Below are 26216 nucleotides of genomic sequence, written 5' to 3'. Positions count from 1 at the left end.
AGAGACGACAGGTTTGTTAATAGCCCGCGCGGTACCACCCTTGTTGACGCCCCGTTTCCGGCGAAGCGCCCACTTAATCCCCCTGGCACGGCAGCTATATACAGCACGTGTAGCGGGCACCCGGTGACGGGGGTTAGCCGTAACAGTCTGGACGAATGCAAGCTGCGGAAGAACCCGCACAGCCCGCCATATCCTGAACCGTTCCGCTCCCAGGCGAGATTTCAGGTGTTCATCGACTGCGTTGCACCAGCCCGCAGCTCTCTGACCGCCTACTCATGCGATAGGCCGGCATCCCGAACGTCCTTACTTGCTCCTGTTCACAGCGTTTCCTGTATGGTCATCATGGTATAACAAGTTGTTGACCTTATTATAGTGACCCGATAAATATCTGTCAATTCAGAATTCGCCTAATTATGATGATTGCAAATCGATGACAGGTTCATTAAATTTCCCTGATTTTCTATCAACATCCTGCTGCCGTATGGTAGAATATAGACCGTAATTATGTAACCTAAGCAAGCCGCTAATGCCGCTTCGTTCGTCGTCTTGTCGTACCGTTCTCCCCCTCTCGTCTAATCACTGCCGCCACTGCCAGGGTCAAAGGCCCGTCATCATCCTATTATTTTACCGAGGTGAATCTATCAACATGCAATCTAACATCCAGACTACGGCCGCAAGCGGGTACGAGCGTTCCTCCCGCAAGACCGCCAAACCTCCAGTCGCGTTTCTCGTTACAGCCTGGTTAATCCTAATCGCCGGCGGAGCAGCCGGAATGGTGTCGTATACCGGTTATATAGAGCGGAATATTACGGCTCAAATTGAAGCACAGACCGCAGCACGCATTAGTACCATGCAGACTGATTATCTGGCTCGTATTGAGCAGGTTGAAGCAGGCCTGCAGGCGGAAATCACCCAAATCTCGGGCAAAGTCGATTCCTTGAATGAACTGCTGACCTTCACGAAGGATAACGCGAATAACAAGACCGACAACAGCAACAAACTGTACACCCAGATCAATGAAGTGAAGAAGCAGCTCGATGAACTGAAGAAAAATCTGGATGTGTTGAAATAATGAAAATACGGATAAAAGATGTCAACCGGGTGTTCCTGCTCGCCACCGCCCCGTTCCTCGGGGCAGCGATCTGGCTTCTTCTGTCCGGCATGACGATCATGCCAGGGGATGCAGCCTATCCCCCGCTTGATGAGAACAAACTGCCCGAGACCGGACATCAGGCTGATGCTGCCCTGCAGAAGCTGGAGCAGGCTAACGCCTTAGCCATCCAGACTGCAGAGTCAATCAAGAAGGATGCGGAGCTCTACAGCAAGACCAATGCGGAGATGAAGGCCATTGTGAACAATACCGCTGTGCAGAAGGAACGCCCGCTGCATATCTATGACCGGCGGATTACGATCAAGCTTGGGTCTCCTTCCGAATCCGTCCAGACCGATAACCTGCGCGCGCAGCTCTATTACATTAAGGCGCAGCATTTCGTCGGATATGCACTGAAAGTGAAGCTGAAGACCGACAAAGCGATGTCTATGGTGCTGGGCGAAGACGAATTTGGCCGGTCGGAGACGACACTGGCCGCAGTCAAGCGTTACAAGGCCTTTGCAGGGGTGAACGCTGGAGGCTATGCTGACGGCAACGGAAAACGGTATCCGCTCAGCACCACCGTCGTCGACAGCGAATATGTAGGCGGATTCCAGCCATCGGTCAAGGATCTGTTCTTCGTCGGCTTGAATGAGGACTTAAAGCTCATCGGCGGCAAGTATTCCCGTAAAGACCAGCTGGATAAACAGAAGCCGAAATTCGGCGCCTCCTTCGTTCCCATTCTGATGAAGGATGGCAGGAAGCAGGCAATCCCGGCCAAGTGGAAGACCAGCCCGCTCCGCGCCCCGCGGACAGTTATCGCTAACTACAAGGATGATCAGCTGCTATTCCTGGTCACCGACGGCTATAACGAAGGCGGACGCTCGGGGGCGACGCTGGAGGAGATCCAGATCCTGCTGCAGCGCTTCGGTGTCAAGGATGCCTATAATCTTGACGGCGGCGGGTCATCCACGCTGGTATTCAATGGACGGGTTGTCAACAAACCGTCGGACGGTCAGATGCGCAGGCTCGCTACGAACTTCCTGTTCTTCAAGTAAGTAAGCGAGGGGCTTGGCACAACTTATCACGCTGCACGCTGCTCCCATACTAAATAACCCGGAGATTACGCCAATGAGGCGAACTCCGGGTTTGTTATTTTCCTGCTTATCCTTCCGCCCTTATATATTCACGCGTCCGACTGACCAGTCCTCAAGCGGCAGGCCAGGATCGGCCTTCATATCGAGATTCGTAAACTCGCCGCGAATCCACTTCAGGTGAGCAGCTGCTCCAATCATCGCTGCGTTATCCGTACATAGGGACAGCGGGGGAATCAACAGCGGAATGCCGCTTTCCTCGCAGCGCGCCTGCAGGACCGCCCGCAGGCCACCATTAGCCGCCACGCCGCCGCACAGCAGCAGCTGCCTCGCCCCGAATTCCTTCACAGCGCGCAGCGCCTTCGTCACGAGCACATCAATAACTGACTCCTGGAACCCTCTGGCGAGCGCAGCCGTATTCAGCTCTTCACCCTTCATCCGTATCTGGTTAATGACTGCCAGCACAGCAGACTTGAGGCCGCTGAAGCTGAAATCATAGGAATCCGCCTCCAGCCATGCGCGCGGCAGCTCGCGTACCTCTGCCGACTGCTGAGCCAGCCGGTCCACATGCGGCCCGCCCGGATAAGGGAAATTCAGTGCGCGAGCCACCTTATCGTAAGCCTCGCCTACGGCATCATCGCGTGTGCGGCCGATCATGCGGAATTCGCCCTCGCGTTCCAGAAGCACAAGCTCTGTATGCCCTCCAGAAACGACCAGCGCCAAGGAAGGATAAACAATGTCGCTGATCAAATTATTCGCGTATATATGGCCGGCAATATGATGCGTTCCAATCAGCGGAATATCCAGCGCCATAGCCAGACTCTTGGCGGCTACAATGCCAACCAGCAGCGCACCGACCAGGCCAGGACCCTGCGTAACGGCAACAGCCGACAAGTCCTGAAGCTTAATTCCCGCTTCCTTCACTGCTGCTTCCATCATCAGGGTGATGACCTCCACATGCTTGCGGGAGGCAATCTCCGGCACTACGCCGCCAAACTGGCGGTGTGTCTCAATCTGGCTTGATACCAGATTGGATATAATCTCTTTGCCGCCGCGTATCACTGCCACCGATGTTTCATCGCAGCTGGTTTCAATGGCCAATATCAGTTCTGCACCGGGTTGTCCGGCCATCTGGGCTGCCATCTAGCTCTCCGCCTCCCCTTGCGCGAGATCCGCCCACATAATCAGAGCGTCCTCCTGGTTATCCGTGTAATAGCGGGGACGCAGCCCGCTTGGCTTGAAGCCGAATTTACGGTATAAATTCTGGGCTGGCTCATTGGAAACCCGAACCTCCAGCGTTATCGCCCGGGAGCCGTACTGGACCGCCGTCCTCAACAGCTCCTTCATCAGCAGGTTGCCAAGCCCGCGTCCTCTATAAGCCTCCCGTATCGCAATATTCGTGATATGCGCTTCGTCGATAATCGTCCACATGCCGCCATATCCAATAATCCTTCCATCAAGCTCCATAACGATGTACCGCGCGAAGTGATTATGCTTCAATTCGTTCAGGAACGCCTCGGGAGACCAAGGCGCTGTGAATGATTCCCGCTCAATTCCCGTAATCGCCGGGATATCATCAAGCTCCATCCGCCGGAAGGAGACTTCCGGTTCTGGACGGGGCAGCGCTGCTCCAGATGCCTGATCCATTGTCCTCATCCCCCCTGCTGCCTGGCGGCGGCAAGCTTGGCTTCCGCTTCCGCAAGCTGTGTATAGTTGGGTACAAAGCTGTGAATGTCATCCTGTTCACCGCGAAGCAGGCGGTCTGCTCCCAGCATGCCAAGCGAACGGCCTTCCATATCATTCGGCACAATCTGTACCTGTATAGACCTGCCGGACAAGGATGCCGCAAGCCGTCCCGCCTCTTCCTCATGCAGGGAAGGGTCTCCGCCAATCCGTATGGAGGCCGGCTTGTCCTGCAAGGCCAGCTCCAGCAGCTCATCCACCCACTTCTGCATCAGACGGATTCCATCGGGACGGCGCCTCTGCCAGCCTCCCTCACCCGCTTCGAACAGGCCGGTATAGACCTGTCCCCTTCGGGCATCCATCAGCGGTACATACCACTCCCGGCGGGTTGTCTGGAGGCCTTCGACATCCTGCTGCTTCACTGCGCCCGCAAGCTGGGCTTCACCACCCTCACGGTAGGCACCATAAGCGAGCGCCTCAAGACTGGACACGCCGATCAGCGGCTTGTCCCACACCCAAGCCAGCGTCTTGCCCACCGTTACGGCAATCCGCATGCCGGTATAGGAGCCAGGTCCCTGACCGACTGTGATTCCGTCCAGAGCGGATGCATCCAGACCGGCTACCTGCAGCAGCTCCTGAACCTTCGACACGGTCAGAACCGAATGGTTCCGCTCCGCAAACGACTGAATGTCCGCCAGCGTGCTCCCGCCGTGAACGACTGCCGCTGCCAAAGCCGCCGTAGAGGTATCAAGTGCCAGTATGACAGGCGAACCGTCTCTGTAAAACCCTTCTTGTTGTGCCGTCATGCCTGTTCCTCCTTCGTCTCCTGCAGCTTCCTGCACCAGAGCGTGTATGGCTCCCCAATTCCTCTGATCCGAAACCGGCGGCCGTCATTCTCAAGCAGCGAAATAAACAGCTCAATCCGGTTATCCGGCAGCAGCTCCGGAATCAGGCTCGCCCATTCCACGATCGTCACGCCATCACCGTAGAAATAATCATCAAGTCCAAGCTCATCAGCCTCTATTTGGGAGAGCCGGTATACATCCATATGATAAAAGGGCATTGCAGCCCCTTCATACTCCTTGATAATCGTAAAGGTCGGGCTGTTCACAACACCCGGAACACCGATCGCCTTCGCGAAGGCCTGGGAGAAGAACGTCTTGCCAGCACCCAGATCGCCGTCCAGTGTAATTACAGTGCCCGGTGCCGACCAGGCCGCAAGCTCTTCAGCCAGGCGGATGGTCCCCGATGGGTCTAAAGCCGTCCATTCCGTTTCTTCGCTGTACCTACGATCCATAACTGCCCTTCACCCGTTCATTCTGAGATAGACCGCGGCTAGCATGCGGCATTTTGCCTTTAATTATAGCGATACACCCTTCAAGCCGCAACAAAACAGGGCAGCACTTCCGCCAATGCGGACGGCAGCCCTGCAGCCTAGTGGATATCCTTCTTCTTGAAGCGGCCGCCCCGGACATCATGGATATTGCCTATGGCCAGGAAGGCACTCGGGTCAAGCTCCTGCACAATCGACTTCAGCTTGGCCTCTTCCAGCCGGGTGATGACGCAGAAGATCACCTTCTTGTTATCACCGGTAAAGGCCCCCTCGCCGTGCATATACGTTACACCCCGGCCGAGACGGCTTATAATTGCAGCCCCAAGCTCCTCATGCTCATCGCTGATGATCCAGACCGATTTGGACTCGTCCAGACCTTCTATGGTCACATCCATCGTCTTGTAGGCAATGAAGTACGCCAGAATGGAGTACATTGCGCTTTCCCAATTGAATACGAAGCCGGCGCTCAGCAGAATGAACAGGTTGAAGAACATGACAATCTCCCCAACCGAGAAAGGAGATGCCTTGCTGATCAGGATTGCGACGATCTCCGTTCCGTCCAGTGAACCGCCAAAACGGATGACAAGTCCCACTCCGATGCCCAGAATAACACCACCAAAGATAGCGGCCAGTATTTCTGTAATCTCTACTGGTTCCACAAAGTGGAGCAGATATGTACCAATAGACAGAACCGCTACCCCATACAGGGTAGACATCGCAAATGTTTTGCCTATCTGCTTATAGCCCAGGAACAGGAACGGGAGATTGATAAGGAATAGATAAAGTCCGAGCGGAAGCGGGGTGAGCTCAGAGAGCATAATAGAAATGCCTGTGATTCCGCCATCAATAATTTGATTAGGCACCAGGAAAATTTCCAGTGATACCGCCATTAGCATAGCGCCTATTGTGATAAATACAATCCGTGTGAAAATCTCCAGCTTGGATAAGCCTGTGTGCTGCTGTCGTACCGTAAGCCACTCCTCCTCATGTTTGATCATTCTATTGTACCGTACATGAGGGAAATGCAAAACGCTAACGCGGCCCATACAATGTATTGCCAGCCGCTTCTGCATGCCGTACACTAGGATAGAATGACAGATCAACCAGTTAAGGAGTGTTTAAACACAATGAGCCGTAAACGAAGCAAGCCGGCAGCCTCGCACCCGCAGCAGCATAAGCTGGATCATACCCGCACCAGCTGGACGCGCAAGCCCCAAACCCAGATTGTCCCGAATAAGAAAGCAGAACAGCGCCGTATGCGTTGCCGGAGAGGCAATACAGACGGCGCTGTTCTATTCATGAGTCGCCCATGTATCCTGCCGCAGGCTATTGCGGAATCCCAAGCATGCCGGGTATCGTAACGAAACGGACTCCGTCTTGCCTCAGCTTAGCGACAATCTCTGGCACCGCCTGCACGGTACCGGTAAGATCCTGTCCCACTCCCCCGCCTGAATGCTGCAGAATAATGGCGCCCGGCCCGATATGGGCCAGTACGTTCACGGCCACCTGCTCACGGTTCAGGTTCTTCCAGTCCAGTGAATCCACATTCCAGTTAACAACCCTTCGATGCTGGCTGGCCAGCCATTTAATCTGTTCCTCCGTAATGTTGCCGTACGGCGGCCGGATGAAGCTCGGTGCATATCCGGTATACGCTTTAATCAGCTTGTCTGTCTTCTGAATCTCCTCCCGGAACCTTGCATCGGACAGCTTCGGAAGATTCGGATGGCTGTAGGAATGGTTCCCTACGACATGGCCCTCCGCTACGATCCGCCGCATCACATCCGGGTGTGCTTCAATACGGTTGCCCACACAGAAGAATGTCGCTTTGACGCCGGCCTTCTTAAGTGCATCCAGTACGAGCGGTGTAAATACGGCATCCGGCGCATCATCGAAGGTCATGGCTACTTCTCTCTGCCCTTTCGAGCCGCTGAGTACGAACGTGCTGGGGTATTTGCGGCTGAGGTCGGCTAGTGACATCGGTGCAGGCTCTCGCACTTGCTCCTCATGCCCATCCTCCAGCTCTGGTGTAGATGCCTGAAGGCGCATCAGACTGCTGCTGCCGTCACCGGCCGGCTGCTGATTCGTCTGGTTCATGTTCGTGCCAGCTTCATTCCCTGCGTTATCCTGCAGCATTCCCTGCTCAGGTACCGGAGCACTGTGCTCCTGCCTGATTTCCTTACGCATCTGCTGGCGCAGCTCTGTACCCGTAGGGCCGGTATTGGTACAGGCCGCTAACACCAGAAGGCTCACGCCGCTGATGAATGTCATCATTTTCTTCACTTACGCTGCCCTCCATCCTCTTAAGAGGCTTCACATCACGGTTAACGTGCAGGCTCCGTCAATCTCTCCACTGGCACCTTCTGGGTCTCATTCCGGTCATCCAGTACCTGTACAGTCGCGGTTCCGCTTCCCGCATCCACTTCGGCGATCCATACCGAATCGCCTTGATAATGAACCGGATAGGTTTCCTTCGCATGCATAATCTCCAGCGCGCGTTCAACGTTCATCGCAAGCTCCTCCTTGTCTATGGCCTTCGCAGGCATACCTTCTACTCTCGGGACTCGTCCATCGTATCGGTTGTTGTATCGCCAATCCGGGCATTGTGCACCGTCACCAGACCGGCGCCCAGCCCTTCATTGGTCATGCGGTCAATATCCATAAAATGATCATCGCGGCCCTCATGCTTGGCATCCTTGGCTGCCTGCTGACCGGATGGTGAATTGCCTGCCTCAACCATACTATGAAACCTCCTTACAGGCGTTTAGGGTACTGGGTAAAAATATGCCCTGTCCGGTTGGATTTCATGCATTCAGGGAACACTTGTAGCGGAAGAGGTTATCCGCTCAGTCCTCATTCATCACGTCAAGCGCATACTTATCTTTCACTTCCGAAAGGGGCCGTGAATATGCATACCGTCTGGAAAGGCGCGATCAGCTTCGGGCTGGTCCATGTCCCAATCAAGATGTTCTCTGCTACCGAAGACAAGGACATCTCCATGCGCATGCTCCATAAGGCATGCGGGGGACCAATCTCTTACGTCAAGCAGTGTCAAAACTGCAATGTCGATGTGAACTACGAGGACATCGTTAAAGGTTATGAATATGAGAAGGGAAGGTTCGTCCGGTTTGAGAAGGAAGAGCTGGAGCAGCTGACCACAGATGCGACGAAGACCATTCAGATTCTGGATTTCGTGGATTTGGAGGAAATCGATCCGATTTATTTTCAGAAAACGTATTACCTCTCACCCGATCAGGCAGGCGGCAATGCCTACAACCTGCTGCTCGAAGCCATGAAGCAGTCCGGCCGTATCGGAATTGCGAAGATATCGATCCGTTCCAAGAGCAGCCTCGCTGCCATCCGGGTGATTGACAACTGTCTGGCTATGGAGACGATCTTCTATCCTGATGAAATCCGGCCGATCTCGCAGGTTCCCGGTCTCCCGGACGCTGTTTCCGTTAATGAGAAGGAGCTCAGCATGGCCTCTCTTCTGATTGAGCAGCTGTCATCGCCGTTTGAACCGGACAAGTACACCGACGACTACCGGTCGCAGCTGATGGAGATGATCCAGGCCAAGATTGCAGGCGAGGAAATCCATGTTGCGCCGGAGCAGCAGCGCACCAATGTCGTGGATCTGATGGCGGCTCTACAGGCGAGCCTGGAAGCCGTCAGTGTCCCTGCGGCAGAGCCTTCCGCCGCGTCGGACAAGAGCGCTGCCAAGGACAAGAAGCGTGCCAAAGGGGATAAGAAGGCAGAAGTGGCGGAAGAAGCAGCGGAATCGCTTGTTCATGCTGAAGGCGGCAAGCCCGGACGGCGCAAAGCAGTGGCTGATACAGAAGAGCCGTTAACGATCAACGCCGCAGGTGATATTGAGCCGACTGCTAAACCGCGTAAAGGCGGCAAAAAGAAGGCGAAGGAGACGGTCTCCTAACGATGGCAGGGAACACGAAAACGCCGGCTGCTTCATCCGTTCCCGAAGGAACTGCGGAAGCGGCAGCAGCGGCAATTCCCGCTGCCGGATGGCCGCCACTGCCAGCCGAGCCGATGGCGCCCATCCGTGAAGAAGAGCTTCCCTTGGGGAGCGACTGGTGCTACCAGCTCAAGTGGGACGGGGTACGCATGCTGGCAAGGCTTGACGGCACAGGCGGCGTAGAGCTGTATTCGAAACGGATGCTGGTGAAGAACAGAACTTACCCGGAGCTTGCAGCCATGCTGGATGAGGCATCCGGCCGGCTGGGCGCCTGTCTCCTGGACGGTGAGCTTGTCTATTGGGATGGCAGCAGGCCGAATTTCCAGAAGGTGCTGCAGCGCGAACGGATGCGCGGGCCCGGCAAGCAGGCCGGACAAGACCAGCATGGTCTGCTCTATGTCCTGTTCGATCTGCTGCACGATCAGGGGCGGGACCTGCGACCGCTTCCCTATGAAGAGCGTTATCGGCTGCTTCAGCAGAAATGGCCCAAGCAGGCTGGCATGATGCTGGTCACGGACATGTACGATAATGGCCCGGCCTTATGGCAGTGGGTGGAGCAGAACAGCTGGGAAGGGATCATCAGCAAGCGGAGAACCTCACCTTACCGTGAGGGCAAGAAGCATAGGGACTGGCTGAAGAAGAAGACTGCTCTGCTGCTTGAGGTTGATATTGTGGGCCTTAAGCTGAGAGACAATCGGGTCGCCAGTCTGGTCATGTCACTGGAGGGCAGCTTCATCGGCAGCGTGTCATTGGGATTGAACGAGCAGATGAAGCAGCTGCTGCTTAGCGGTATCCAGCCAGGCGGTCAGCTTCAACCGACAGAAGCAAACCCGCTTGGCCGGCTGCCGCAGGAGCTGAGGGGCGAGCGGGTTGTATGGCTGCAGCAGCCCTTTGTCTGCACGGTAACAGGGCTTGAGATGACCTCGGCCGGATTGCTGCGACATCCCCAGCTGGTCGGATTCGGAAGACAGGAAGGACGGTGAGGAAAATATGCCAGTCAAAACAAAAGGCACGGTAAATATCGGCGGCTATGATATCTCGATCACCAACCCTGAGAAGCTGCTGTGGCCTGAGGCGGGCATTACCAAGCTTGTCTATCTGGAGAAGCTCGCTATGCTGGCGCCTTACCTGCTGAAGCACTGCCAGGACCGCTATCTGACCACAATCCGCTACCCGAACGGCATTCACGGCAAATCGTTCTACCAGAAGAACTGCCCCGAGCCGGTCCCGTCCTATGTCCGGATCGCCGAACAAGGCGGCATCCATTATGTCCATCTGGATTCGCTGCCGACTCTGATCTGGCTTGGAAACCTGGCCTGTCTGGAATTCCATGCTTCCTTCGACCGGATTGAACAGCCGGAGCGGCCGACAGAGTGGATTCTTGATATTGATCCCTCATTAGATGAAGAGCCGCGGATTATGAAGGCCGCATGGCTGGCTGGAGAGCTGCTTCGCTCGCTTGGGCTGCAGTCAGTCCCCAAGACATCCGGCGCAACTGGCGTTCAGATTATGGTCCCTGTAGAACCCGATTTAACCTTTGACGAGCTTCGGCTGTTTGGCCAGTTCATCGGCGAATACCTCGCCCGTGCGCACCCGGACTTATTCACGGTTGAACGGTTGAAGAAGAACAGGGGGACTCTGATCTACCTCGATTATCTGCAGCATTATCAAGGCAAAACCTTATCCGCCCCATATACTCCGCGGGCGCGCCAGGCGGCTTCCGTTTCGACGCCTCTCTACTGGGACGAGGTGCGCGAGGGCGTACATCCCGCCGACTTTAACCTGCACACCATCGGAGAGAGACTGTCGAGGCACGGTGATCTGCTTGAGCGCGTTCCGGCCCAGAACATCCGCGCGCTGCTCGATTTCATTACACGCAAGGGGTAAGCAGTTTACCCTCGCTGTCACTGCACTGAATTCTTAGCCGTCACTGACGGTTATACCTACAGCAGCGGTGACAGCATTCGCGCGACAACCTGACCGAACCGGCTCCGCAGCGGACGGGAACGGATTTCATGCAGCGTAAGCTCATGCGAGTTAGCCAAATCCTCGATAAAATCCTCTTCGATCTTCTTCATCGGCCTCGGATCAAACAAGAGCGCGTTGATCTCAAAGTTGCTGTAGAAGCTCCGCAGATCCATATTCGCTGTTCCCACCGAAGCCAATAAGTGGTCTACGAGCAGCACCTTCGCATGCATGAAGCCTTTGCCATAGCGGTAAATCCGTACGCCCGCCGACATCAGCTCCTCTACGTAAGATAAGCTGGCAGCCAGCACCAGCTTCGAATCCGATACGCCCGGAATAATAATGCGCACATCCACACCGCTCAAAGCCGCCGTACGCAGGGCCATCAGCAGGCTTTCATCTGGAATGAAGTACGGCGTTGCGATATAGATTCGCTTCTTCGCCGCAGCAAGAGCCGCAAACACGCATTCCAGGATTTCCTCCAGTCCGCTGTTCGGCCCGCTGGATACAATCTGCACCTGCTCATCGGTGCTGCAATGATGCTGTGGAAGATACTCGGGGTCAGACAGCTTCTCTCTTGCCGTAAACCACCAGTCCTTCAGGAATACTTCCTGCAGGTAGTAAACCGAGTCGCCTTCAAGCCTGACATGCGTATCGCGCCAGAAGCCGAGCTTCGGATTTTTGCCTAGGTACTCATCCCCGATATTAATGCCCCCGATAAAGCCTACTGTCCCATCGACAATAGCAATCTTGCGGTGGTTGCGATAGTTAATGCGCTTGTCAAAGAAAGCGATTCGCGGAGTCAGGAAGCATTCGGTCTCAATGCCCGCCTGCTTAAGCTCCCTTATGTACTCGCTGCTGAGCTCATAGCTTCCCACCCCGTCATAAATCAGCCGTACCTTAATTCCCTGCTTCGCCTTGCGGATCAGCAGATCCTTGAATTTGCAGCCGATCTCATCATGGCGGATCGTATAGTATTCCATATGTACGTGATGCTCAGCCTTCTCAATTGCTGCGATAATCGCATCGAAGGTCGCCTGTCCGTCCGTCAGTATCTCCGCCTTGTTGCAGCCGGTAATCGGGGAGTCCGTAAAATGATGCAGCAGATGAAACAGTCTCTCCTGATGCTGGAATTCCCCGTTATTCATATCAGAAGGCCGGTGAACCAGCTTGCTGCGCCTGAGGGCCGTTAACCGGACCTCCTCCGGCGGTATGCCGCGTTTGCGGATTTTATGACGGTTCCGGTACTCCTTCGCCAGGAAATAGTACATCACAAATCCGATCACCGGGAGGACAAACATAATCAGAATCCAGGCTACTGACTTGGCAGGACGGCGAAACTCCAGAATGAGAATGGTGGCGATCTGAAAGATGAAGATAAATAGTGCCAGTGTGAGCCAAAACATGTTTTGTTCGCCTCCTTCACAATCCTGTCATTATTGTACCCAAAAATGGGCGGAAGCGTCACATGCATAACCGGCAGAGAAGGCTGTCTCTGGTTATTAAGACGCCTATTACTTCTATTTTGTTGGCATGTTTTAGAGCTTTCAAGAATAAATAGCTATAGAACGTTCAAATCATGATGAGCCGGCTGGAAGGAGATGCATGTTGAGAAGAGCCAGATCAGGCAAATGGTCGCTGATGGTTATTCGTGGCGCAGACAAGAATGTCAGGCAGTTTCAAGTATCCAAACGCTCCATGATTGCCGCCCCAGCCGCTGCCCTGCTTGCCGTATCCGGCTGCTTTATCACCCTACAGATGCGCTCCGCCCACCTGATCGGAGAGCTTGAAGAGCAGCTCGAGCAGCAGTCATCGGCCTGGGAAGCCACTGTCGAAGAGAAGGATGGCCACATCGAAGCGCTGGAAGAGGATGTTGCCGAGCTGTCTGAACATACCGAAGAGATGAAAGCCAAGCTCCAGGATCTGTACGAGCTCGAGAGCCGGCTGAAGAGCTTCATCGAAACTTACGGAGGAGAAGCCCCTTCCGGTGCGTCGGCACCGGCCCTCCCCCCTGCAGCCGCGGCCGCCGTCTCGTCGATAACAGCAGCCTCCCTGCCCGCCGCCGCTCCACCCCCCGCTGGAGAGACAGCGGATGAGATGATCGCAATGCTAAATGGCGATGAGCCGGATTTCCGGCAGCTGACCGCTATGATTAACGATATGGAACAGGCTATGGAATACTCGCTGAAGCAGGCTAAGCTCCGGCAGGCTGCGGCCAATGCCGTTCCAACCGGGTGGCCCACAACCTCCAAGCGCATGACATCCGGCTTCGGCTACCGGACCGATCCCTTTACCCGCAAATCCACCTTTCACGCAGGGATCGATATTGCCGGCAGCACTGGAGACGCCGTCTTTGCTGCTGCAGACGGAACTGTACTCGAGAGCGGCTACGATTCGGGCAAGGGCAACTATATTATCATTAAACACCGGAGAGGACTCCAAACGGTCTATATGCACTTAAGCCAACGAGAGGCGAAGGAAGGGGAAACCGTCGTGCGGGGCGAGAAAATCGGGCTGCTCGGCTCTACCGGCCGCAGCACCGGGCCTCATCTTCATTTTGAAATCGTGCAGCACGACGAGCCCGTTAACCCGTTAAAATATCTCAGGCTTGTAAAGGAGGACTAACCATGTTCAAAGACAATTCCAGCAAGCGGCTTTCGGTAACCGACACATTGATTGGCCAGGGTACGGTCGCAGAGGGCAAGATCAGCTGCGAAGCAGGACTGCGTGTGGAAGGCGAATACCGGGGTGATATTTCCTGCAAGGGGGATGTTATTATCGGGGAATGCGGCGTAGCCCGCTCCAATATTGAAGCACGGGACGTCACGATTGCGGGCAAGGTATACGGGGATATCCAGACCACTGGCAGGCTCACCATCACCTCTTCCGGCCAGCTGCACGGCAACGTCGCGGCCAAGGCGCTTATCATTCTGGACGGTGCTGTCTTGAACGGCTCCTGCCGGATGAATGACAAGCCATCCGACAGCGCTAAGGCCGGTTCCCAACAGCCACAGTCGGTGCAGGACCGCGACAATTCCCAGCAATCAGCCAAGGAGCAGCGTGAAGGCGCCAAGGCCAGACAGGCCGGGTAATTGAACACAGAAGCCTTTTTAATCATAGAACAGAACAAGGCGCTGCATCTGCGGCGCCTTGTTCCTTTACTGGCCTTCACCATTCTGTTCATCCTGCCGCTGCGCCCGCTCCATATAGCGGTCGTATCGGTCATCGATCTCGCGGGCCATGCTGCGGAACCGCTTCGTTTCTTCCACGATCGGGTCGTCCACGGACTGAATCCGAACCTCATATTTGGGCGACAGCTTCGCCTTCAGACGGGCTTCGCGGTCCCTGTCTTCTTCCACCGGTCCGTCTGTCAGACGGCCTGCCAGCTCTTGCTCCAGTTCACTGCCCTGCTCCTGTTCCAGCTCTATGTCCTGTCTATCCCGATAATCGGATTCCTTCATCAACGATCACTCCCCTGATGATAAGCTCAGAAACTGTTCATGCCTGCTTATCTTGCACCTATCCCCGAAGAATAACCGAACCGCCTGATGCTTCGATTCATACTGCTGGCAAGCAGACAGCAAGCCCTCTCTTCTGTCCAGCTCTGCCTTTAAGCTCTGCCTTTATTTACCCGCTTCTTTCAGCAGCTTTAACAGCTCGTCATGAATGTCTCCACTCGTAGCTACTACATCTTTGATTCCCAGATGGTAAGCCTCACCGTTCAGACCGGTTACCCTGCCGCCCGACTCCTGGATCAGCAGCGAGCCTGCAGCCAGGTCCCATGGATGCAGCCCCATCTCCCAGAAGCCGCTCAGCCGGCCGGCAGCCACATAAGCCATATGAAGGGCAGCCGAGCCCGAAGCACGGATATTGCGCGCCTTAGGCGCCACGCTCTGAAGCTGCTTCATATTGAGGGGCAGCGCCTGCTGATGGTCGGCCGGGAAGCCGGTTGCGAGCAAGCTCTCGTGTACGGCCTTCTCCTGGGACACACGCATTCTGCGTCCATGCACATAGGCTCCCTTGCCCTTCTCAGCGATGAAGAGCTCATCACGCGAAGGGTCATAGACAACACCCAGGATGATTTCACCCTTGTGCGCCAATGCTATCGACACAACAAAGAATGGGAAGCCGTGGACGAAGTTGGTCGTACCGTCGATTGGATCGACAATCCACAGATACTCAGCCTCCTTCATATTGTCAAGCGCTTCCAGAGAAGCGTTCGGCCCAGGCTCAACCCCTTCTTCACCCAGGAAGGAGTGGTCCGGAAAATGGGTCATGATCAGGTTGCGGATCATCGTCTCCGAGCCCTTGTCTATTTCGGTCACCAGGTCATGCTGTGAAAATTTCATATTAAGGCTCACATAACTGCCTAGCTTCGTCTTTATCCATTCCCCCGCTTTCGCTGCGCAGTTAATGGCGACGGCAGCAAAGCTCTTCCGTCCCACGATCGGCTCTTGTACTTCATCACTCACTTATCATCACTTCTTTCTGTTTATATCATCCGTGTTATGAAGTCTATTGTTCACTAACTAGTATACGTTTCCTGCGCGGCCAAGTTTCGCCTCTTAGCCTAGCCGGCTGCGCCTAAATTTGGGTCAAGCCTTCTATAATCAGCTGTGCGGAGAGGATAAAGAGCGTAACGCGCAGCAGCCACAGCAGACCTTTGCCTGACATGCGAACCGCGATATAAGCGCCCACTTTTCCGCCAATCCATGCTCCCGGAATAAGCGCCAGCACGAGCCGCCAGTCGGTCTCGCCAACAACTGCGTGAACGCCGCTGCCCAGTATGGAGGACAGGAAGATGACGAACATCGAGGTTGCTGTCGCCACATGCGGCGGGAACCGGAATAAGAGCACCATAACCGGAACAAACAAGGAGCCGCCGCCTATGCCGAAGAGGCCGGACACAAGACCCACACCAAATCCTACCAGCAGCCCGGGCAGCAGCGCAAAACCATATTCATGGCTCTGACCCTCCGGGTCTACGTATGTTCTGCTGATGGGCCAAATCCTGGCTGATGGCTTGATGAAATCCCTTGCGATCAGCAGACCGGCCATAAGCAGCATGAACACCCCGAACATGAGCTGGAACCAGCCGCCCTGGAGCTGGCCGGTCAAGGCCGAACCCAGCATGGCTGCCGGGCCGCTGGTAATGAAGAGCATCCAGCCAATCCGGAAGTCTACCCGCTTCTTCTTGGTATACGATATAGTAGAAGCAAGCGCTGTGACAATGAGCACTGCCAGTGAGGTGCCCACCGCTGCTGCATGGCTGATTTCCCCGCCGGTAAGGACTGACCCGAACAGCATTAACGAAGGTACGATAATAATTCCGCCGCCCAGACCGACTATACTGCCGAACACGGCAGCCAGCAGCCCAAGCAGGACAAGCAGTATAATTTCCAGCATATTCTCACACTTTCCAGTACGAACAAGATCGGCCGTCTGCGCACAGTTCGCGGTATTACCAGCATCTCCAGCCGCCCGCTATTTCAACCTGGTCCTGTTCCTACCACCTATTGGGGCAAAAAAACCGCCAAGATGCCCTGACGGTGTTTGCAAAAAATGTACACAGCTTACCGGAATCCCGGTTATACTCCGACAATATGGTAGCCATTATCGACATAGATGACTTCGCCCGTTATTCCGCGGGACAGCTGGCTCATCAGGAACATCGCGGTGTCGCCCACCTCTGCCGTTTCGGTTGTCCGGCGCATCGGCGCCTTCTCTTCCACCTCACGGAGAATGCTGTTGAAATCCTTGATTCCTTTCGCGGCAAGCGTCCTGATCGGACCTGCCGAGATTGCATTAACCCGGATGTTATGAGGTCCCAAATCGTTCGCCAGATAGCGGACGGAAGCTTCAAGCGCCGCCTTGGCAACGCCCATGACATTATAGTTGCGGAGCGCGCGTTCGGCACCCAGATAGGTCATGGTCATAATGCTGCCGCCCTCCGTCATCAGCGGGTACAGACGCTGCGCTACAGCGGTCAGGGAGTATACGCTGATATCGTGAGCCAGCGCAAAGCCCGCACGCGAGGTTTCCACGTACATGCCTTCGAGCTCTTCAGTCTTGGCGAAGGCGATACTGTGCACGATTCCGTGCAGCGTGCCGAAGCGCTCCTTCAATTGGGCCGCAAGCGTCTCGATCTCTTCGTCAACCGTTACATTGCACTGCAGCACCTCCGAGCCCGGAATCGTGCCTGCCAGCTTGCGCACGCGTTCCGCCACACGTTCGCTCTCGTATGTAAATGCCAGGTTCGCGCCTTGGGCAGCCAGCGACTGCGCGATCGCCCATGCGATGCTGCGGTCATTGGCTACACCCATGACGACGATATTTTTCCCCTCTAACAACCCACTCATTGCTTCTCCTCCTCTACCCTGTAAACCGTCAACAGGCTGCATGAAACCCTTCTAGTTCAACGTACTGGATTTCAGCCTGTAATTCAAGTAAAACCTGCCTGTATCAGGTTGGGATCATGATCGTCGCTCCGTCCACCACCTGAACCGATTCCCCTCGCTGTTCCGCTGCCCGGAAATCGTCCATGAGGCGCATCAGCGCTTCATCCTTGCGCTTGGCCTCCAGCATGACGTCCAGCCGCTTGCAGGAAGCAGCAGCCCCTTGCAGGAAGCGAAGCAGCGGCTCATAGTCAACATGGTCAGCATGCCCTCGCGGATCCTTCGAACTCTTCGGGCTCGAAGCGTGAATTTTCGGTGGCAAAATGAGCTCTCGCCCTGCGGTGCCTTCCTCCCGTTGTCCGGCCAAGGCCGCCTGTTCACCATTCCCTTGTCCGCTCGCAGCCAGCCGGTCGTTCTCACGCTCCCACGTCTGCACGATGCGCGGCCACAGGTCACCGAGCAGCTGCTCGCCGGTAATTCCCCCGTCATTCACAGCGTGATGATGAATATCCAGCACCATCGGCACCCCTGCGCGTTCGGCGATCTCCAGAGTTTCCTGTGTATTGAAGGTCTTGTCATCATTCTCCAGCGTAACCCGGCTCTGCAGCTTGGCATCCAACTCACCAAACTGGCTGACGAACCGGTCGCCCGATACACATTTGTCGCCATATGAGCCGCCGACATGGATGTTGCACTTGGCCCGCTCGTCCAGCCCCATTGCCTCCAGCATCCGGATGTGATAATTCATATCCCGGATCGAGCTCTGCAGCACATCCGGCTTTGGCGTGTTGAGCACGCAGAAGTGGTCGGGATGGAAGGACACCCGCATATGCTTGTCCCTCGCAAACGCCCCCACCTTGGCAAAGGCCTCTCTGACATCCGCATTCCGGTAAGGGTCCCAGTCACTGAGCCCTTCATGGGTGGTCAGCGGAATAATTTTGGATGAGAACCGGTACATTCTGATGTCGTGGGCCGCCGCATGCTTCAGCATACGCAGCGCATTCTTCAAATTTTCTTCCGTAATCCGCTCCAGCTTGCGAAGCGCCGCTTCCCGGTCAGCCAGTTTCGTAAAGTTAGCATAGGTCATCGTTCGGGACGGTGAAGCATTCTCAAGCAGGACACTCATCGCGACGAAGCCGAAGCGGACAATCATGAGCGGTCCCCGAAGAACATCTCGTACGCCAGAGCCGTCTGAACCCGCGCTTCCTCCTCAGTCAGCTTGCGGACCAGCTGCATCTCCACCTGGGTCACTTCCTCACCCTGAAAATTGATCTCGGCAATAGAGGCCGATATCTTCACGATGGCGATGGCCTGGTTGTCAGGCGTATAGGCAATGACCTTCTGTCCGGTCGGAAAGACGCGGAAGCCGCTCTTCACCATCTTGCCCTTGCCGTACTCCAGCAGCTCGTACAGCTCCTGCTCAGACTTAAACTTGCATACCGAGTTAAACTCCGTTTGGAATCCCATACCTGTCGCCTCCCTAAGATAATGAGTGCCATTTAACGGAAACCGGACTGCACTGCCCAAGCGTGCGTCCGGCCCTGTTTTACTTATTCCGCGCCGCCGCTGTAATCGATCTGCTGCTTCTCGGCATGGCGTTCAAGCGCCAGCTGAATCAGCTTATCCAGCAGCTCCTGATAGGATAGTCCTGTTTCCTTCCACATTAGCGGATACATGCTGAACGGCGTAAAGCCCGGCATCGTATTCACCTCATTGATCAGCAGCTGCCCGTCGTCCTTGCGCATGAAGAAATCCACGCGGGACAAGCCGGAGCCGTCAATCGCCAGGAACGCACGTACTGCCATATCACGGACCGCTTCCGCTGTCTCTTCAGGCAGCTGAGCGGGAATTTGCATGACCGACTTGCCATCAATATACTTGGCGTTGTAATCATAGAAATCACCCGACGACACGACCTCGCCCGGCACCGATGCCCGGGGCTCGTCATTGCCCAGCACACTGACTTCAATCTCGCGCGCATCGACGAACTCTTCCACAATTACCTTGCGGTCAAAGCGGAATGCGTAAGCAATCGCCTGCAGCAGCTCCTCACGGTTCTTCGCCTTGGAGATTCCTACGCTTGAGCCAAGGTTAGCCGGCTTAATGAAGCAGGGATAGCCAAGCGATACTTCCACTTCCATCACGAAGAAATGCGGGTCCTTCTGCCACTGTGTCCGGTTGAAATACCGGTAAGCGCACTGCGGAATGCCTTCCTCGGCAAATACCTTCTTCATCATGATTTTGTCCATTCCGACCGCACTGGCCAGAACACCCGCCCCAACGTAAGGCAGATTGGCCATCTCCAGCAATCCCTGAACCGTGCCATCCTCGCCGAACGTGCCGTGAAGCAGCGGGAACATGACATCAACACCCGATGCGGCCGTACGGTCGCTGCCTGCCTTCTCCGTCAGCCCGGTGAACAGGGGCACGAGCGCATTGTCCTCCGTGCCAGCATCCCCGAAGCGGAGCTGCGCAACCTCTTCAGGAGCCTTAAGCAGCGGCGCTCCCGAACGCCATTCCCCCTGCTTGGTAATATAGAAAGGTTTAATTTCATATTTGGTATAATCAAATGCTTTCATGACTGCCAGCGCCGTCTGCAGCGAAACCTCATGCTCACCCGACTTGCCGCCGTACAGCAGTCCAACCTTTATTTTCTCCCCCATAAGATCCTCCGGTGTTAGTAAAATATCCACTTCGTACCTATCCCATGCATGCGTCCGCCTCTTATAGAACCAGCGCTTCAGAAATAGTCTGCTATGTGGAAGAAGCGATATCGGGTGGATTCCGACCAGGCGTAGGAATCCTTGTAATCCCAGTAGCGGTGGCGGCTTGATACGGTATTGGCATTAACCAGCGGCATTCCCTGGCGGTCAAATGCGGTCACAACCGTGCTGTGCCCATAACGGCCGCTGCCATCCCAGTCATAAGCGATTACATCGCCCAGCTGCAGCTGCTCCGGCGAGCGTACCACTTCGGCTCTGAGGCCCTGTGGCCTGTCACCGGACAGGTACCCGGCCAGCGCATTCGATACGGACCAGCTGTAGCTCCACCATTCTCTGCCGCCTGTTCGGCCCTTATACCACCAGCCCGATTCTCTTCTACCAGTATAGTTCATCGGGGCATGACCTGCAAAGACACACTGGGAGACGTAGTTGGTACAGTTAACGTCAAACAGCTCGTAAGCAGGGTTGGACTCGTTCCACCATCTGTCGGCATAAGCGGCCGCCAAATCCCGGCGGTAGGGGATTTCCGGGTCCCGGTGATTGAAATCATGAAGAAGTTCATAATTTATATAAGGTAAAGACAAAGGCTTGATCGGCGTGTCGCCTGACTCCCAGCGGCTCCCCGAATGCCAGTGGCGCTCCAGCGCTCCCGTTTCATGCTTTCCGGACTGCTGTCCGTATGCAGAATCCTGGTCGTGGTCCGGGTCCGCAGTGCGGCGTGCTGTTCCGCCGTCCCTGCCTTCCTGCGCACCTGCCGCCTTCATTGCCCTTTCGCCGGGACCAGGCTCTACCCTAATGACACGCCAGTTGTCCTGGCTGCCTTCCAGCAGCAGCCGCTCCTGTTCCACCCGTTCCTCCGTGTAGACGGCTGACCCCTGACGGATGAGCCGCTTGATCCAGCGCTCAAGCTCAACCGACAGCCCATCCGGCCGTTCCTCGGTGCCAAGCAGCCTGACATGCGTCTCCTGACGCACGGCCTCGGCCTCCCGCTGCTGTTCGCGCCGCTGGACCCTTGTGCACAGAAGTTCAACGCGCTGCAGACAATCCGGGTCGGCAACCGACTGCTCCGCATGGCTGCGCAGCGGTTCGATACCTGCCTGGTTGACAAGCTTAACATATTCATAAACGGCGGCCTTCCAGCCCTTCAATCTATCATTCTCCGGTGCCTTTACCTGTTTTGCAGGCATGCGAGAACCTCCTTTGAAGCTGCCGCCCCCTGTGAACGGACGGACCAGCTGCTGCTCACGCCCGCCGGCCCACAGGTTGCAGCGGGCGGCGAACAATGGTTCAATTATATGAAGAAACAGGCAGTCCCATGAAGAAAATCGCTCTTTACTATCGCACCTAAAAAACGATATACTTATATTATGAGCGATTATGAAATTGGGTTTCACTCTGTGAAACAGGAAAGAGCAGCTTACTTCTCTTCTCCGTAACGAAACCGATTTACGCAGGATCGCAGGCAGACTCATCTGAACATATTCTAAGGAGGCGTTTTCAACCCATGGCAAAACAAGACCACTACTCGGTCCGCTCGAACCTTCAGGTCGAAGGCAAGCAGTATGCTTACTATCGGCTGGATGGTCTCGAGGAGCAGGGCCTCGGTCCGATTTCCAAACTCCCCTTCTCCATTAAAGTGCTGCTTGAGGCAGCTGTCCGTCAATTCGACGGCCGCGCAATTACCGGCGACCATGTGAAGCAGCTGACAGGCTGGGCGAACGGCCGCGAAGACAAGGAAATTCCATTCATTCCTGCCCGTATCGTTCTGCAGGACTTCACTGGTGTCCCTGTTGTCGTTGACCTCGCAGCTATGCGCGATACCGTCAAGAAGGCAGGCGGCGATCCGAAGAAGATCAACCCGCTTGTTCCTGTCGACCTGGTTATCGACCACTCCGTAATGGTTGACGCGTTCGGCACGCCGGATGCGCTTGAATATAATGAACGTATTGAATTTGAGCGCAATGGCGAGCGCTACCGCTTCCTGCGCTGGGCACAGACTGCATTTGACAACTTCCGTGCCGTTCCTCCTGCAACCGGTATCGTCCACCAGGTAAACCTGGAGTATCTGGCTTCGGTAGCGGCCACCAAGAATATTGACGGCGAAACCGTCGTATTCCCGGATTCCCTTGTAGGTACCGACTCTCATACCACTATGATCAACGGTCTTGGCGTTGTCGGCTGGGGCGTAGGCGGTATCGAGGCGGAAGCCGGCATGCTGGGACAGCCGCTCTATTTTGTCACACCTGAAGTTATCGGCTTCAAGCTGACCGGCAAGCTGGCAGAGGGCTCCACGGCAACTGACCTTGCGCTGACCGTCACGGAAATCCTCCGGAAGAAGGGCGTTGTCGGCAAATTCGTTGAGTTCTTTGGGCCTGGCCTCTCCAACATCAGCCTGCCTGACCGTGCAACAGTTGCCAACATGGCACCTGAGTACGGCGCAACCGTCGGCTTCTTCCCGGTTGATGCCATCACGCTTGACTTCATGCGCCAAACCGGCCGCAGCGAAGAGCAGATTGAACTGGTCGAAGCTTACTACAAGGCGCAGAACATGTTCCGCACAGACGAAACGCCAGATCCGGTCTTCACCGATGTGATCGAGCTGGATTTGTCCACGATCGTACCGAGCCTTGCGGGACCGAAGCGTCCGCAGGACCGCATCGAGCTGACGAACATGAAGGATGCGTTCAACGATATCATCCGCACACCGATTGAGAAGGGCGGATACGGCCTCTCCGACGATAAGATTGAAGAAGTCGTTGAAGTAAAGCACCCGAACGGCAAAACGAGCAAAATGGGTACGGGCGCAGTCGTGATCGCTGCAATCACCAGCTGTACGAATACCTCTAACCCCACCGTAATGCTCGGCGCAGGCCTCGTTGCCAAGAAGGCTGTTGAGCGCGGCCTCGTGAAGCCTGAGTACGTGAAGAGCTCGCTTACGCCTGGTTCCCTTGTCGTAACCGACTACCTGCTCAAAGCCGGCCTGCTTGAGCCGCTTGAGAAGCTCGGCTTCCATGTTGCCGGCTATGGCTGCGCAACCTGTATCGGCAACTCCGGCCCGCTGCCTGACGAAGTCAGCCAGGCGATCGCCGACAACGATATGACAGTAGCGGCTGTCCTGTCGGGTAACCGGAACTTCGAAGGCCGCGTGCATGCCCAGGTGAAAGCGAACTACCTGGCTTCTCCTCCGCTTGTCGTCGCTTATGCGCTTGCCGGTACAGTGAACATCGATCTGGCGAATGACCCGATCGGCCATGATCCAAGCGGTCAGCCGGTTTATCTGAAGGATATCTGGCCGACTAATGCTGAAATTGCAGAGGCAACGCAAGCGTCCCTGACACCGGATATGTTCCGTGCCAAGTATGAGCATGTCTTCACTCAGAATGAGCGCTGGAATACGATTCCGGTACCGGAAGGCGAATCCTATGAGTGGGATGAGAAGTCCACTTACATCGCCAATCCGCCGTTCTTCGAGAATGTTACGGACGGCGTTGCCGATATCGAGGATATCAAGGGCGCGAAGGCAATGGCTTTGCTCGGCGATTCCGTTACAACGGACCATATCTCGCCAGCGGGCAACATCAAGGCGGACAGCCCGGCGGGTGAATACCTGCTCGCTCATGGCGTAGAGAAGAAGGACTTCAACTCGTACGGCTCCCGCCGCGGCCATCATGAGGTAATGATGCGCGGTACGTTCGCCAACATCCGGATCCGCAACCAGGTTGCGCCGGGCACTGAGGGCGGCGTTACGAAGTACCTGCCTACTGACGAAGTGATGTCCATCTATGATGCTTCGATGAAGTATCAGGCGGACGGCACGAACCTCGTAGTCATTGCCGGCAAGGAATACGGCACAGGCAGCTCCCGTGACTGGGCAGCGAAGGGTACCTTCCTGCTGGGCGTCAAAGCAGTCATCGCGGAGAGCTTCGAGCGTATCCACCGCTCCAACCTGGTCGGCATGGGCGTTCTGCCGCTGCAGTTCCAGGAAGGTCAAGGCTGGTCCACTCTCGGCATCAACGGAACGGAAACCTTCGATATCATTGGTCTGTCCAATGAAGTACAGCCTGGCGAGAAAGTAACCGTGAAGGCAACCCGTGAAGACGGCACGTCCTTTGAGTTCACGGTAACGGTTCGGCTGGACTCCATGGTGGATGTAGATTACTACCGTAACGGCGGTATTCTGCAGACTGTTCTTCGTGAAATGATCAAGAATATGTAAAGAGGCAGAAGCGACATCTGCCAGAACGTTAAGAAACCTTTCCTTGGTAATGCAACTACCTTAAGGAAAGGTTTCTTTTCCTATGCTGGACTTGAGTGATACTGCTGTAATAATAAAAAAAGAGCAAACATCCAAGCCCCGAGCTTAGAATATTTACTCTCTGCAACTAATTGTGCTTTATCCTCGAATGTTCAGCTTCTTCATCTCCTCAGAAGTGTGGAGCAGTTCCTCAACCAGGCCCTTGGCCCGCTGGGCTTCCGCTGCATGCTGCTCCATAACGGAGGTCGCTTCCTCCGTACTAGCCAGCGTTTCCTCCGAGACAGCCGATATCGTTGTGATCGCTTCATTAATCTTGGTGTTGGAGGCCAGGATATCTCTCACATTAGAATGGACGGAGCCGATCTTCGTCTTCACCTTATTCAGGTGGCCGTTAATAGCCTGGAACAGATCACCTGTTTCTGCGGCAAGGCCGGACTGACTGGCGTTAATCTGCTGAAGCTGCTCCATAGCCTGTACGGAACTTACTGAATCTGCCGCTAATGTCTCTGTGACCTCTTCAATTCTGGAAGACAGCTGCTGCGTCTGCTCCGCAAGCTTGCGCACCTCTTGGGCTACTACCTGAAATCCTTTGCCTGCCTCACCCGCTCTGGCCGCTTCTATGGAAGCGTTAAGTGACAAGATGTTCGTCTGTCTGGCAATGCTGGAAATATGCCCTGTCATACGCTGTATCTCTTCTGTCTTATCATGCAGCGCATGAATAACTTCTGCTGCCGCTGTAGTATGAGAATCCGCCTCGGATGACTTCTCGCGAAGCTGGCTGATCAGTTCAAGTCCGCTGGCTGCATTCTGGCTCGTCTGCTCCGCAGCCACCTGCATTTCACCTGATAGTCCGGAGGTCTGCTCCACCTTCAACTGAATCTCATGAAAGAACTCGGTCTGCTCCTGGATGGAGACGGCACTATGGCTCGCACCTTGGCTGATGTCGCGAATAATAGAATATACCGCTACTGAAGAATCATATTGTTCCTTCACAATCCCATACACCTGGCCAGCATTAGTGTCCAGTATATCGGCGGTTTTTGCCATCTCTCCGTACAGCTTCTGCTCGGTAACCCGGGCCTCACTGACCTCCGTCATCTTCACGTCCATTGTCTTCTTCAACCGGCCAAAAATATAGACGACCGCCATCAAGCTTGTCAGGAACAGGGCGACGGCGGATACATGGATCAGCATAGTTGTCTTGAACTGGTTGAACGCTGCCTCTCCAACCACCGATACATCGGTCAAACCAACTTGCCTGACGACATATATACCATTAAGCAGCACGATCAGCGAACAAACGATGGACATAAACCAGCGGTCAAGATACATACAGAACAATACGGCAAGCGGAAATACGAACGTAAAGGTTGCCGCAGTCGTGGCTGTAAGCAGGCTAAATATATACATAATATAGAATCCGGCAAAGGTTACATAGCGTATCCAGGAGCTAGACCTATTCCTTAAGTAAATAACAGTACCAGCCAGTATACTTCCCAAGCCTGCAGCAAGCATCAGACTTACAAAACCAATGGAGCGGGTTCCCCTGCTATATTCCAACAGAAACCCTGATGACAGGATCAGCACCATAACCCAGCTCACTAATGTGACAACAAAATTGACTAAAACCTCATAATTTAATTCCTGTGTGGGCTTGCTTGTCCAGATCCTTCTCATCTTGGTGCCTCTCTTCGCTGTATAATAGATTCGG

27 protein-coding genes are annotated in these 26216 nt (G+C 55.1%); 9 read left to right on the top strand and 18 right to left on the bottom strand.

The annotated features are described in order from the left end of the window. Positions 1 to 646 precede the first annotated feature (646 nt). A complete protein-coding gene (locus DNH61_RS14075; RefSeq protein ID WP_111147273.1) occupies positions 647 to 1072 on the top strand; it encodes a hypothetical protein in 426 nt (141 codons plus the stop codon). Continuing rightward, a complete protein-coding gene (locus tag DNH61_RS14070; protein WP_111147272.1) occupies positions 1072 to 2148 on the top strand; it encodes a phosphodiester glycosidase family protein in 1077 nt (358 codons plus the stop codon). The genes DNH61_RS14075 and DNH61_RS14070 overlap by 1 nt, the downstream gene beginning before the upstream one ends. A gap of 120 nt (positions 2149 to 2268) precedes the next feature. On the opposite strand, the gene tsaD is transcribed toward DNH61_RS14070, so the two are convergent. From tsaD to DNH61_RS14045, 5 genes are all read right to left on the bottom strand, one after another. Continuing rightward, positions 2269 to 3327 (bottom strand): tRNA (adenosine(37)-N6)-threonylcarbamoyltransferase complex transferase subunit TsaD, encoded by a 1059-nt coding sequence (gene tsaD, locus DNH61_RS14065; RefSeq protein ID WP_111147271.1) that lies wholly within the window; start codon positions 3325 to 3327, stop codon positions 2269 to 2271. Continuing rightward, positions 3328 to 3831 carry a ribosomal protein S18-alanine N-acetyltransferase gene (rimI, locus tag DNH61_RS14060; protein ID WP_245948173.1) on the bottom strand — a complete coding sequence of 168 codons (504 nt, stop codon included), beginning with the start codon at positions 3829 to 3831 and terminating at the stop codon, positions 3328 to 3330. A 5-nt stretch (positions 3832 to 3836) separates the two neighbouring features. Further along, positions 3837 to 4673, bottom strand: a complete 837-nt coding sequence (gene tsaB, locus DNH61_RS14055; protein WP_111147269.1) for a tRNA (adenosine(37)-N6)-threonylcarbamoyltransferase complex dimerization subunit type 1 TsaB — start codon at positions 4671 to 4673, stop codon at positions 3837 to 3839. Continuing rightward, a complete protein-coding gene (gene tsaE, locus DNH61_RS14050) occupies positions 4670 to 5164 on the bottom strand; it encodes a tRNA (adenosine(37)-N6)-threonylcarbamoyltransferase complex ATPase subunit type 1 TsaE (RefSeq protein WP_111147268.1) in 495 nt (164 codons plus the stop codon). The genes tsaB and tsaE overlap by 4 nt, the downstream gene beginning before the upstream one ends. A 137-nt stretch (positions 5165 to 5301) precedes the next feature. Continuing rightward, a complete protein-coding gene (locus DNH61_RS14045) occupies positions 5302 to 6198 on the bottom strand; it encodes a YitT family protein (protein ID WP_111147267.1) in 897 nt (298 codons plus the stop codon). Positions 6199 to 6327: 129 nt separating this feature from the next. Here DNH61_RS14045 and DNH61_RS14040 point away from each other — a divergent pair, with 129 nt between their 5' ends. Beyond that, the gene (locus DNH61_RS14040; RefSeq protein ID WP_111147266.1) at positions 6328 to 6561 is read left to right on the top strand and encodes a hypothetical protein; all 234 of its coding nucleotides are present in this window, start codon (positions 6328 to 6330) and stop codon (positions 6559 to 6561) included. Here DNH61_RS14040 and DNH61_RS14035 read toward each other — a convergent pair. Genes DNH61_RS14035 through DNH61_RS14025 form a run of 3 tightly spaced genes read right to left on the bottom strand, consistent with a single transcriptional unit; the run spans position 6527 to position 7937 of the window. After that, positions 6527 to 7471 carry a polysaccharide deacetylase family protein gene (locus DNH61_RS14035; protein ID WP_484216270.1) on the bottom strand — a complete coding sequence of 315 codons (945 nt, stop codon included), beginning with the start codon at positions 7469 to 7471 and terminating at the stop codon, positions 6527 to 6529. The genes DNH61_RS14040 and DNH61_RS14035 overlap by 35 nt on opposite strands. Positions 7472 to 7521: 50 nt before the next feature. Continuing rightward, the gene (locus DNH61_RS14030) at positions 7522 to 7707 is read right to left on the bottom strand and encodes an H-type small acid-soluble spore protein (RefSeq protein WP_111147378.1); all 186 of its coding nucleotides are present in this window, start codon (positions 7705 to 7707) and stop codon (positions 7522 to 7524) included. A 41-nt stretch (positions 7708 to 7748) separates the two neighbouring features. Beyond that, positions 7749 to 7937 carry a hypothetical protein gene (locus tag DNH61_RS14025; RefSeq protein WP_111147265.1) on the bottom strand — a complete coding sequence of 63 codons (189 nt, stop codon included), beginning with the start codon at positions 7935 to 7937 and terminating at the stop codon, positions 7749 to 7751. A 168-nt stretch (positions 7938 to 8105) separates the two neighbouring features. Here DNH61_RS14025 and ku point away from each other — a divergent pair, with 168 nt between their 5' ends. From ku to ligD, 3 genes are read left to right on the top strand one after another with little or no spacing between them, the layout of a single operon-like run. After that, a complete protein-coding gene (ku, locus tag DNH61_RS14020; protein ID WP_111147264.1) occupies positions 8106 to 9128 on the top strand; it encodes a non-homologous end joining protein Ku in 1023 nt (340 codons plus the stop codon). A 2-nt stretch (positions 9129 to 9130) separates the two neighbouring features. Further along, complete coding sequence (locus DNH61_RS14015) at positions 9131 to 10150, top strand: ATP-dependent DNA ligase (protein ID WP_111147263.1); 1020 nt, start codon at positions 9131 to 9133, stop codon at positions 10148 to 10150. Between the two features lie 7 nt (positions 10151 to 10157). Then, positions 10158 to 11054 carry a non-homologous end-joining DNA ligase gene (gene ligD, locus DNH61_RS14010; RefSeq protein ID WP_111147262.1) on the top strand — a complete coding sequence of 299 codons (897 nt, stop codon included), beginning with the start codon at positions 10158 to 10160 and terminating at the stop codon, positions 11052 to 11054. Positions 11055 to 11110: 56 nt separating this feature from the next. On the opposite strand, the gene cls is transcribed toward ligD, so the two are convergent. Continuing rightward, complete coding sequence (gene cls / locus DNH61_RS14005; protein WP_111147261.1) at positions 11111 to 12538, bottom strand: cardiolipin synthase; 1428 nt, start codon at positions 12536 to 12538, stop codon at positions 11111 to 11113. 199 nt (positions 12539 to 12737) lie between these two features. Between cls and DNH61_RS14000 the strand changes: the two genes are divergently transcribed. Next, positions 12738 to 13757 (top strand): peptidoglycan DD-metalloendopeptidase family protein, encoded by a 1020-nt coding sequence (locus tag DNH61_RS14000; RefSeq protein ID WP_111147260.1) that lies wholly within the window; start codon positions 12738 to 12740, stop codon positions 13755 to 13757. Positions 13758 to 13759: 2 nt separating this feature from the next. Continuing rightward, positions 13760 to 14224: a bactofilin family protein gene (locus DNH61_RS13995; protein ID WP_111147259.1), complete on the top strand. Its 465-nt coding sequence runs from the start codon at positions 13760 to 13762 to the stop codon at positions 14222 to 14224. Positions 14225 to 14290: 66 nt separating this feature from the next. Here DNH61_RS13995 and DNH61_RS13990 read toward each other — a convergent pair whose 3' ends face one another. The 8 genes from DNH61_RS13990 to DNH61_RS13955 all read right to left on the bottom strand — a co-directional run bounded on the left by DNH61_RS13990 (position 14291) and on the right by DNH61_RS13955 (position 21437). Continuing rightward, a complete protein-coding gene (locus DNH61_RS13990) occupies positions 14291 to 14593 on the bottom strand; it encodes a hypothetical protein (RefSeq protein WP_111147258.1) in 303 nt (100 codons plus the stop codon). A gap of 162 nt (positions 14594 to 14755) precedes the next feature. Next, on the bottom strand, positions 14756 to 15604 hold the full coding sequence (locus DNH61_RS13985; protein ID WP_111147257.1) for an inositol monophosphatase family protein: 849 nt from the start codon (positions 15602 to 15604) through the stop codon (positions 14756 to 14758). Positions 15605 to 15716: 112 nt separating this feature from the next. After that, positions 15717 to 16538: a sulfite exporter TauE/SafE family protein gene (locus DNH61_RS13980; protein WP_111147256.1), complete on the bottom strand. Its 822-nt coding sequence runs from the start codon at positions 16536 to 16538 to the stop codon at positions 15717 to 15719. A gap of 182 nt (positions 16539 to 16720) precedes the next feature. Then, positions 16721 to 17491, bottom strand: coding sequence for an enoyl-ACP reductase FabI (fabI, locus tag DNH61_RS13975; RefSeq protein WP_111147255.1), 771 nt, complete (start codon positions 17489 to 17491; stop codon positions 16721 to 16723). A 103-nt stretch (positions 17492 to 17594) separates the two neighbouring features. Then, positions 17595 to 18680 carry a UV DNA damage repair endonuclease UvsE gene (gene uvsE, locus DNH61_RS13970; protein ID WP_111147254.1) on the bottom strand — a complete coding sequence of 362 codons (1086 nt, stop codon included), beginning with the start codon at positions 18678 to 18680 and terminating at the stop codon, positions 17595 to 17597. Next, entirely contained in the window at positions 18677 to 18994 is a 318-nt protein-coding gene (locus tag DNH61_RS13965; RefSeq protein ID WP_111147253.1) for a hypothetical protein, read from the bottom strand. The genes uvsE and DNH61_RS13965 overlap by 4 nt, the downstream gene beginning before the upstream one ends. A gap of 83 nt (positions 18995 to 19077) precedes the next feature. Then, the gene (locus tag DNH61_RS13960) at positions 19078 to 20190 is read right to left on the bottom strand and encodes a D-alanine--D-alanine ligase (RefSeq protein ID WP_111147252.1); all 1113 of its coding nucleotides are present in this window, start codon (positions 20188 to 20190) and stop codon (positions 19078 to 19080) included. Between the two features lie 77 nt (positions 20191 to 20267). Further along, on the bottom strand, positions 20268 to 21437 hold the full coding sequence (locus tag DNH61_RS13955) for an amidase domain-containing protein (protein ID WP_111147251.1): 1170 nt from the start codon (positions 21435 to 21437) through the stop codon (positions 20268 to 20270). Between the two features lie 317 nt (positions 21438 to 21754). On the opposite strand from DNH61_RS13955, the gene acnA reads away from it, so the two are divergent. Beyond that, a complete protein-coding gene (gene acnA / locus DNH61_RS13950; RefSeq protein WP_111147250.1) occupies positions 21755 to 24466 on the top strand; it encodes an aconitate hydratase AcnA in 2712 nt (903 codons plus the stop codon). Between the two features lie 177 nt (positions 24467 to 24643). On the opposite strand, the gene DNH61_RS13945 is transcribed toward acnA, so the two are convergent. Further along, entirely contained in the window at positions 24644 to 26182 is a 1539-nt protein-coding gene (locus DNH61_RS13945) for a methyl-accepting chemotaxis protein (protein ID WP_111147249.1), read from the bottom strand. Positions 26183 to 26216 lie beyond the last annotated feature (34 nt).

It is taken from the genome of Paenibacillus sambharensis, from assembly GCF_003233845.1.
Taxonomy (GTDB): domain Bacteria; phylum Bacillota; class Bacilli; order Paenibacillales; family Paenibacillaceae; genus Paenibacillus_I; species Paenibacillus_I sambharensis.
This window is presented reverse-complemented; position numbering and strand designations above follow the sequence as displayed.

What these genes read in the sequence shown, in the direction of transcription:
- DNH61_RS14075 (WP_111147273.1), top strand. Translation starts at nt 647, where the DNA reads ATGCAATCTAACATCCAGACTACGGCCGCAAGCGGGTACGAGCGTTCC.
- DNH61_RS14070 (WP_111147272.1), top strand. Translation starts at nt 1,072, where the DNA reads ATGAAAATACGGATAAAAGATGTCAACCGGGTGTTCCTGCTCGCCACC.
- tsaD (WP_111147271.1), bottom strand. Translation starts at nt 3,327, where the DNA reads ATGGCAGCCCAGATGGCCGGACAACCCGGTGCAGAACTGATATTGGCC.
- rimI (WP_245948173.1), bottom strand. Translation starts at nt 3,831, where the DNA reads ATGGATCAGGCATCTGGAGCAGCGCTGCCCCGTCCAGAACCGGAAGTC.
- tsaB (WP_111147269.1), bottom strand. Translation starts at nt 4,673, where the DNA reads ATGACGGCACAACAAGAAGGGTTTTACAGAGACGGTTCGCCTGTCATA.
- tsaE (WP_111147268.1), bottom strand. Translation starts at nt 5,164, where the DNA reads ATGGATCGTAGGTACAGCGAAGAAACGGAATGGACGGCTTTAGACCCA.
- DNH61_RS14045 (WP_111147267.1), bottom strand. Translation starts at nt 6,198, where the DNA reads ATGATCAAACATGAGGAGGAGTGGCTTACGGTACGACAGCAGCACACA.
- DNH61_RS14040 (WP_111147266.1), top strand. Translation starts at nt 6,328, where the DNA reads ATGAGCCGTAAACGAAGCAAGCCGGCAGCCTCGCACCCGCAGCAGCAT.
- DNH61_RS14035 (WP_484216270.1), bottom strand. Translation starts at nt 7,471, where the DNA reads ATGATGACATTCATCAGCGGCGTGAGCCTTCTGGTGTTAGCGGCCTGT.
- DNH61_RS14030 (WP_111147378.1), bottom strand. Translation starts at nt 7,707, where the DNA reads ATGAACGTTGAACGCGCGCTGGAGATTATGCATGCGAAGGAAACCTAT.
- DNH61_RS14025 (WP_111147265.1), bottom strand. Translation starts at nt 7,937, where the DNA reads ATGGTTGAGGCAGGCAATTCACCATCCGGTCAGCAGGCAGCCAAGGAT.
- ku (WP_111147264.1), top strand. Translation starts at nt 8,106, where the DNA reads ATGCATACCGTCTGGAAAGGCGCGATCAGCTTCGGGCTGGTCCATGTC.
- DNH61_RS14015 (WP_111147263.1), top strand. Translation starts at nt 9,131, where the DNA reads ATGGCAGGGAACACGAAAACGCCGGCTGCTTCATCCGTTCCCGAAGGA.
- ligD (WP_111147262.1), top strand. Translation starts at nt 10,158, where the DNA reads ATGCCAGTCAAAACAAAAGGCACGGTAAATATCGGCGGCTATGATATC.
- cls (WP_111147261.1), bottom strand. Translation starts at nt 12,538, where the DNA reads ATGTTTTGGCTCACACTGGCACTATTTATCTTCATCTTTCAGATCGCC.
- DNH61_RS14000 (WP_111147260.1), top strand. Translation starts at nt 12,738, where the DNA reads ATGTTGAGAAGAGCCAGATCAGGCAAATGGTCGCTGATGGTTATTCGT.
- DNH61_RS13995 (WP_111147259.1), top strand. Translation starts at nt 13,760, where the DNA reads ATGTTCAAAGACAATTCCAGCAAGCGGCTTTCGGTAACCGACACATTG.
- DNH61_RS13990 (WP_111147258.1), bottom strand. Translation starts at nt 14,593, where the DNA reads ATGAAGGAATCCGATTATCGGGATAGACAGGACATAGAGCTGGAACAG.
- DNH61_RS13980 (WP_111147256.1), bottom strand. Translation starts at nt 16,538, where the DNA reads ATGCTGGAAATTATACTGCTTGTCCTGCTTGGGCTGCTGGCTGCCGTG.
- fabI (WP_111147255.1), bottom strand. Translation starts at nt 17,491, where the DNA reads ATGAGTGGGTTGTTAGAGGGGAAAAATATCGTCGTCATGGGTGTAGCC.
- uvsE (WP_111147254.1), bottom strand. Translation starts at nt 18,680, where the DNA reads ATGATTGTCCGCTTCGGCTTCGTCGCGATGAGTGTCCTGCTTGAGAAT.
- DNH61_RS13965 (WP_111147253.1), bottom strand. Translation starts at nt 18,994, where the DNA reads ATGGGATTCCAAACGGAGTTTAACTCGGTATGCAAGTTTAAGTCTGAG.
- DNH61_RS13960 (WP_111147252.1), bottom strand. Translation starts at nt 20,190, where the DNA reads ATGGGGGAGAAAATAAAGGTTGGACTGCTGTACGGCGGCAAGTCGGGT.
- DNH61_RS13955 (WP_111147251.1), bottom strand. Translation starts at nt 21,437, where the DNA reads ATGCCTGCAAAACAGGTAAAGGCACCGGAGAATGATAGATTGAAGGGC.
- acnA (WP_111147250.1), top strand. Translation starts at nt 21,755, where the DNA reads ATGGCAAAACAAGACCACTACTCGGTCCGCTCGAACCTTCAGGTCGAA.
- DNH61_RS13945 (WP_111147249.1), bottom strand. Translation starts at nt 26,182, where the DNA reads ATGAGAAGGATCTGGACAAGCAAGCCCACACAGGAATTAAATTATGAG.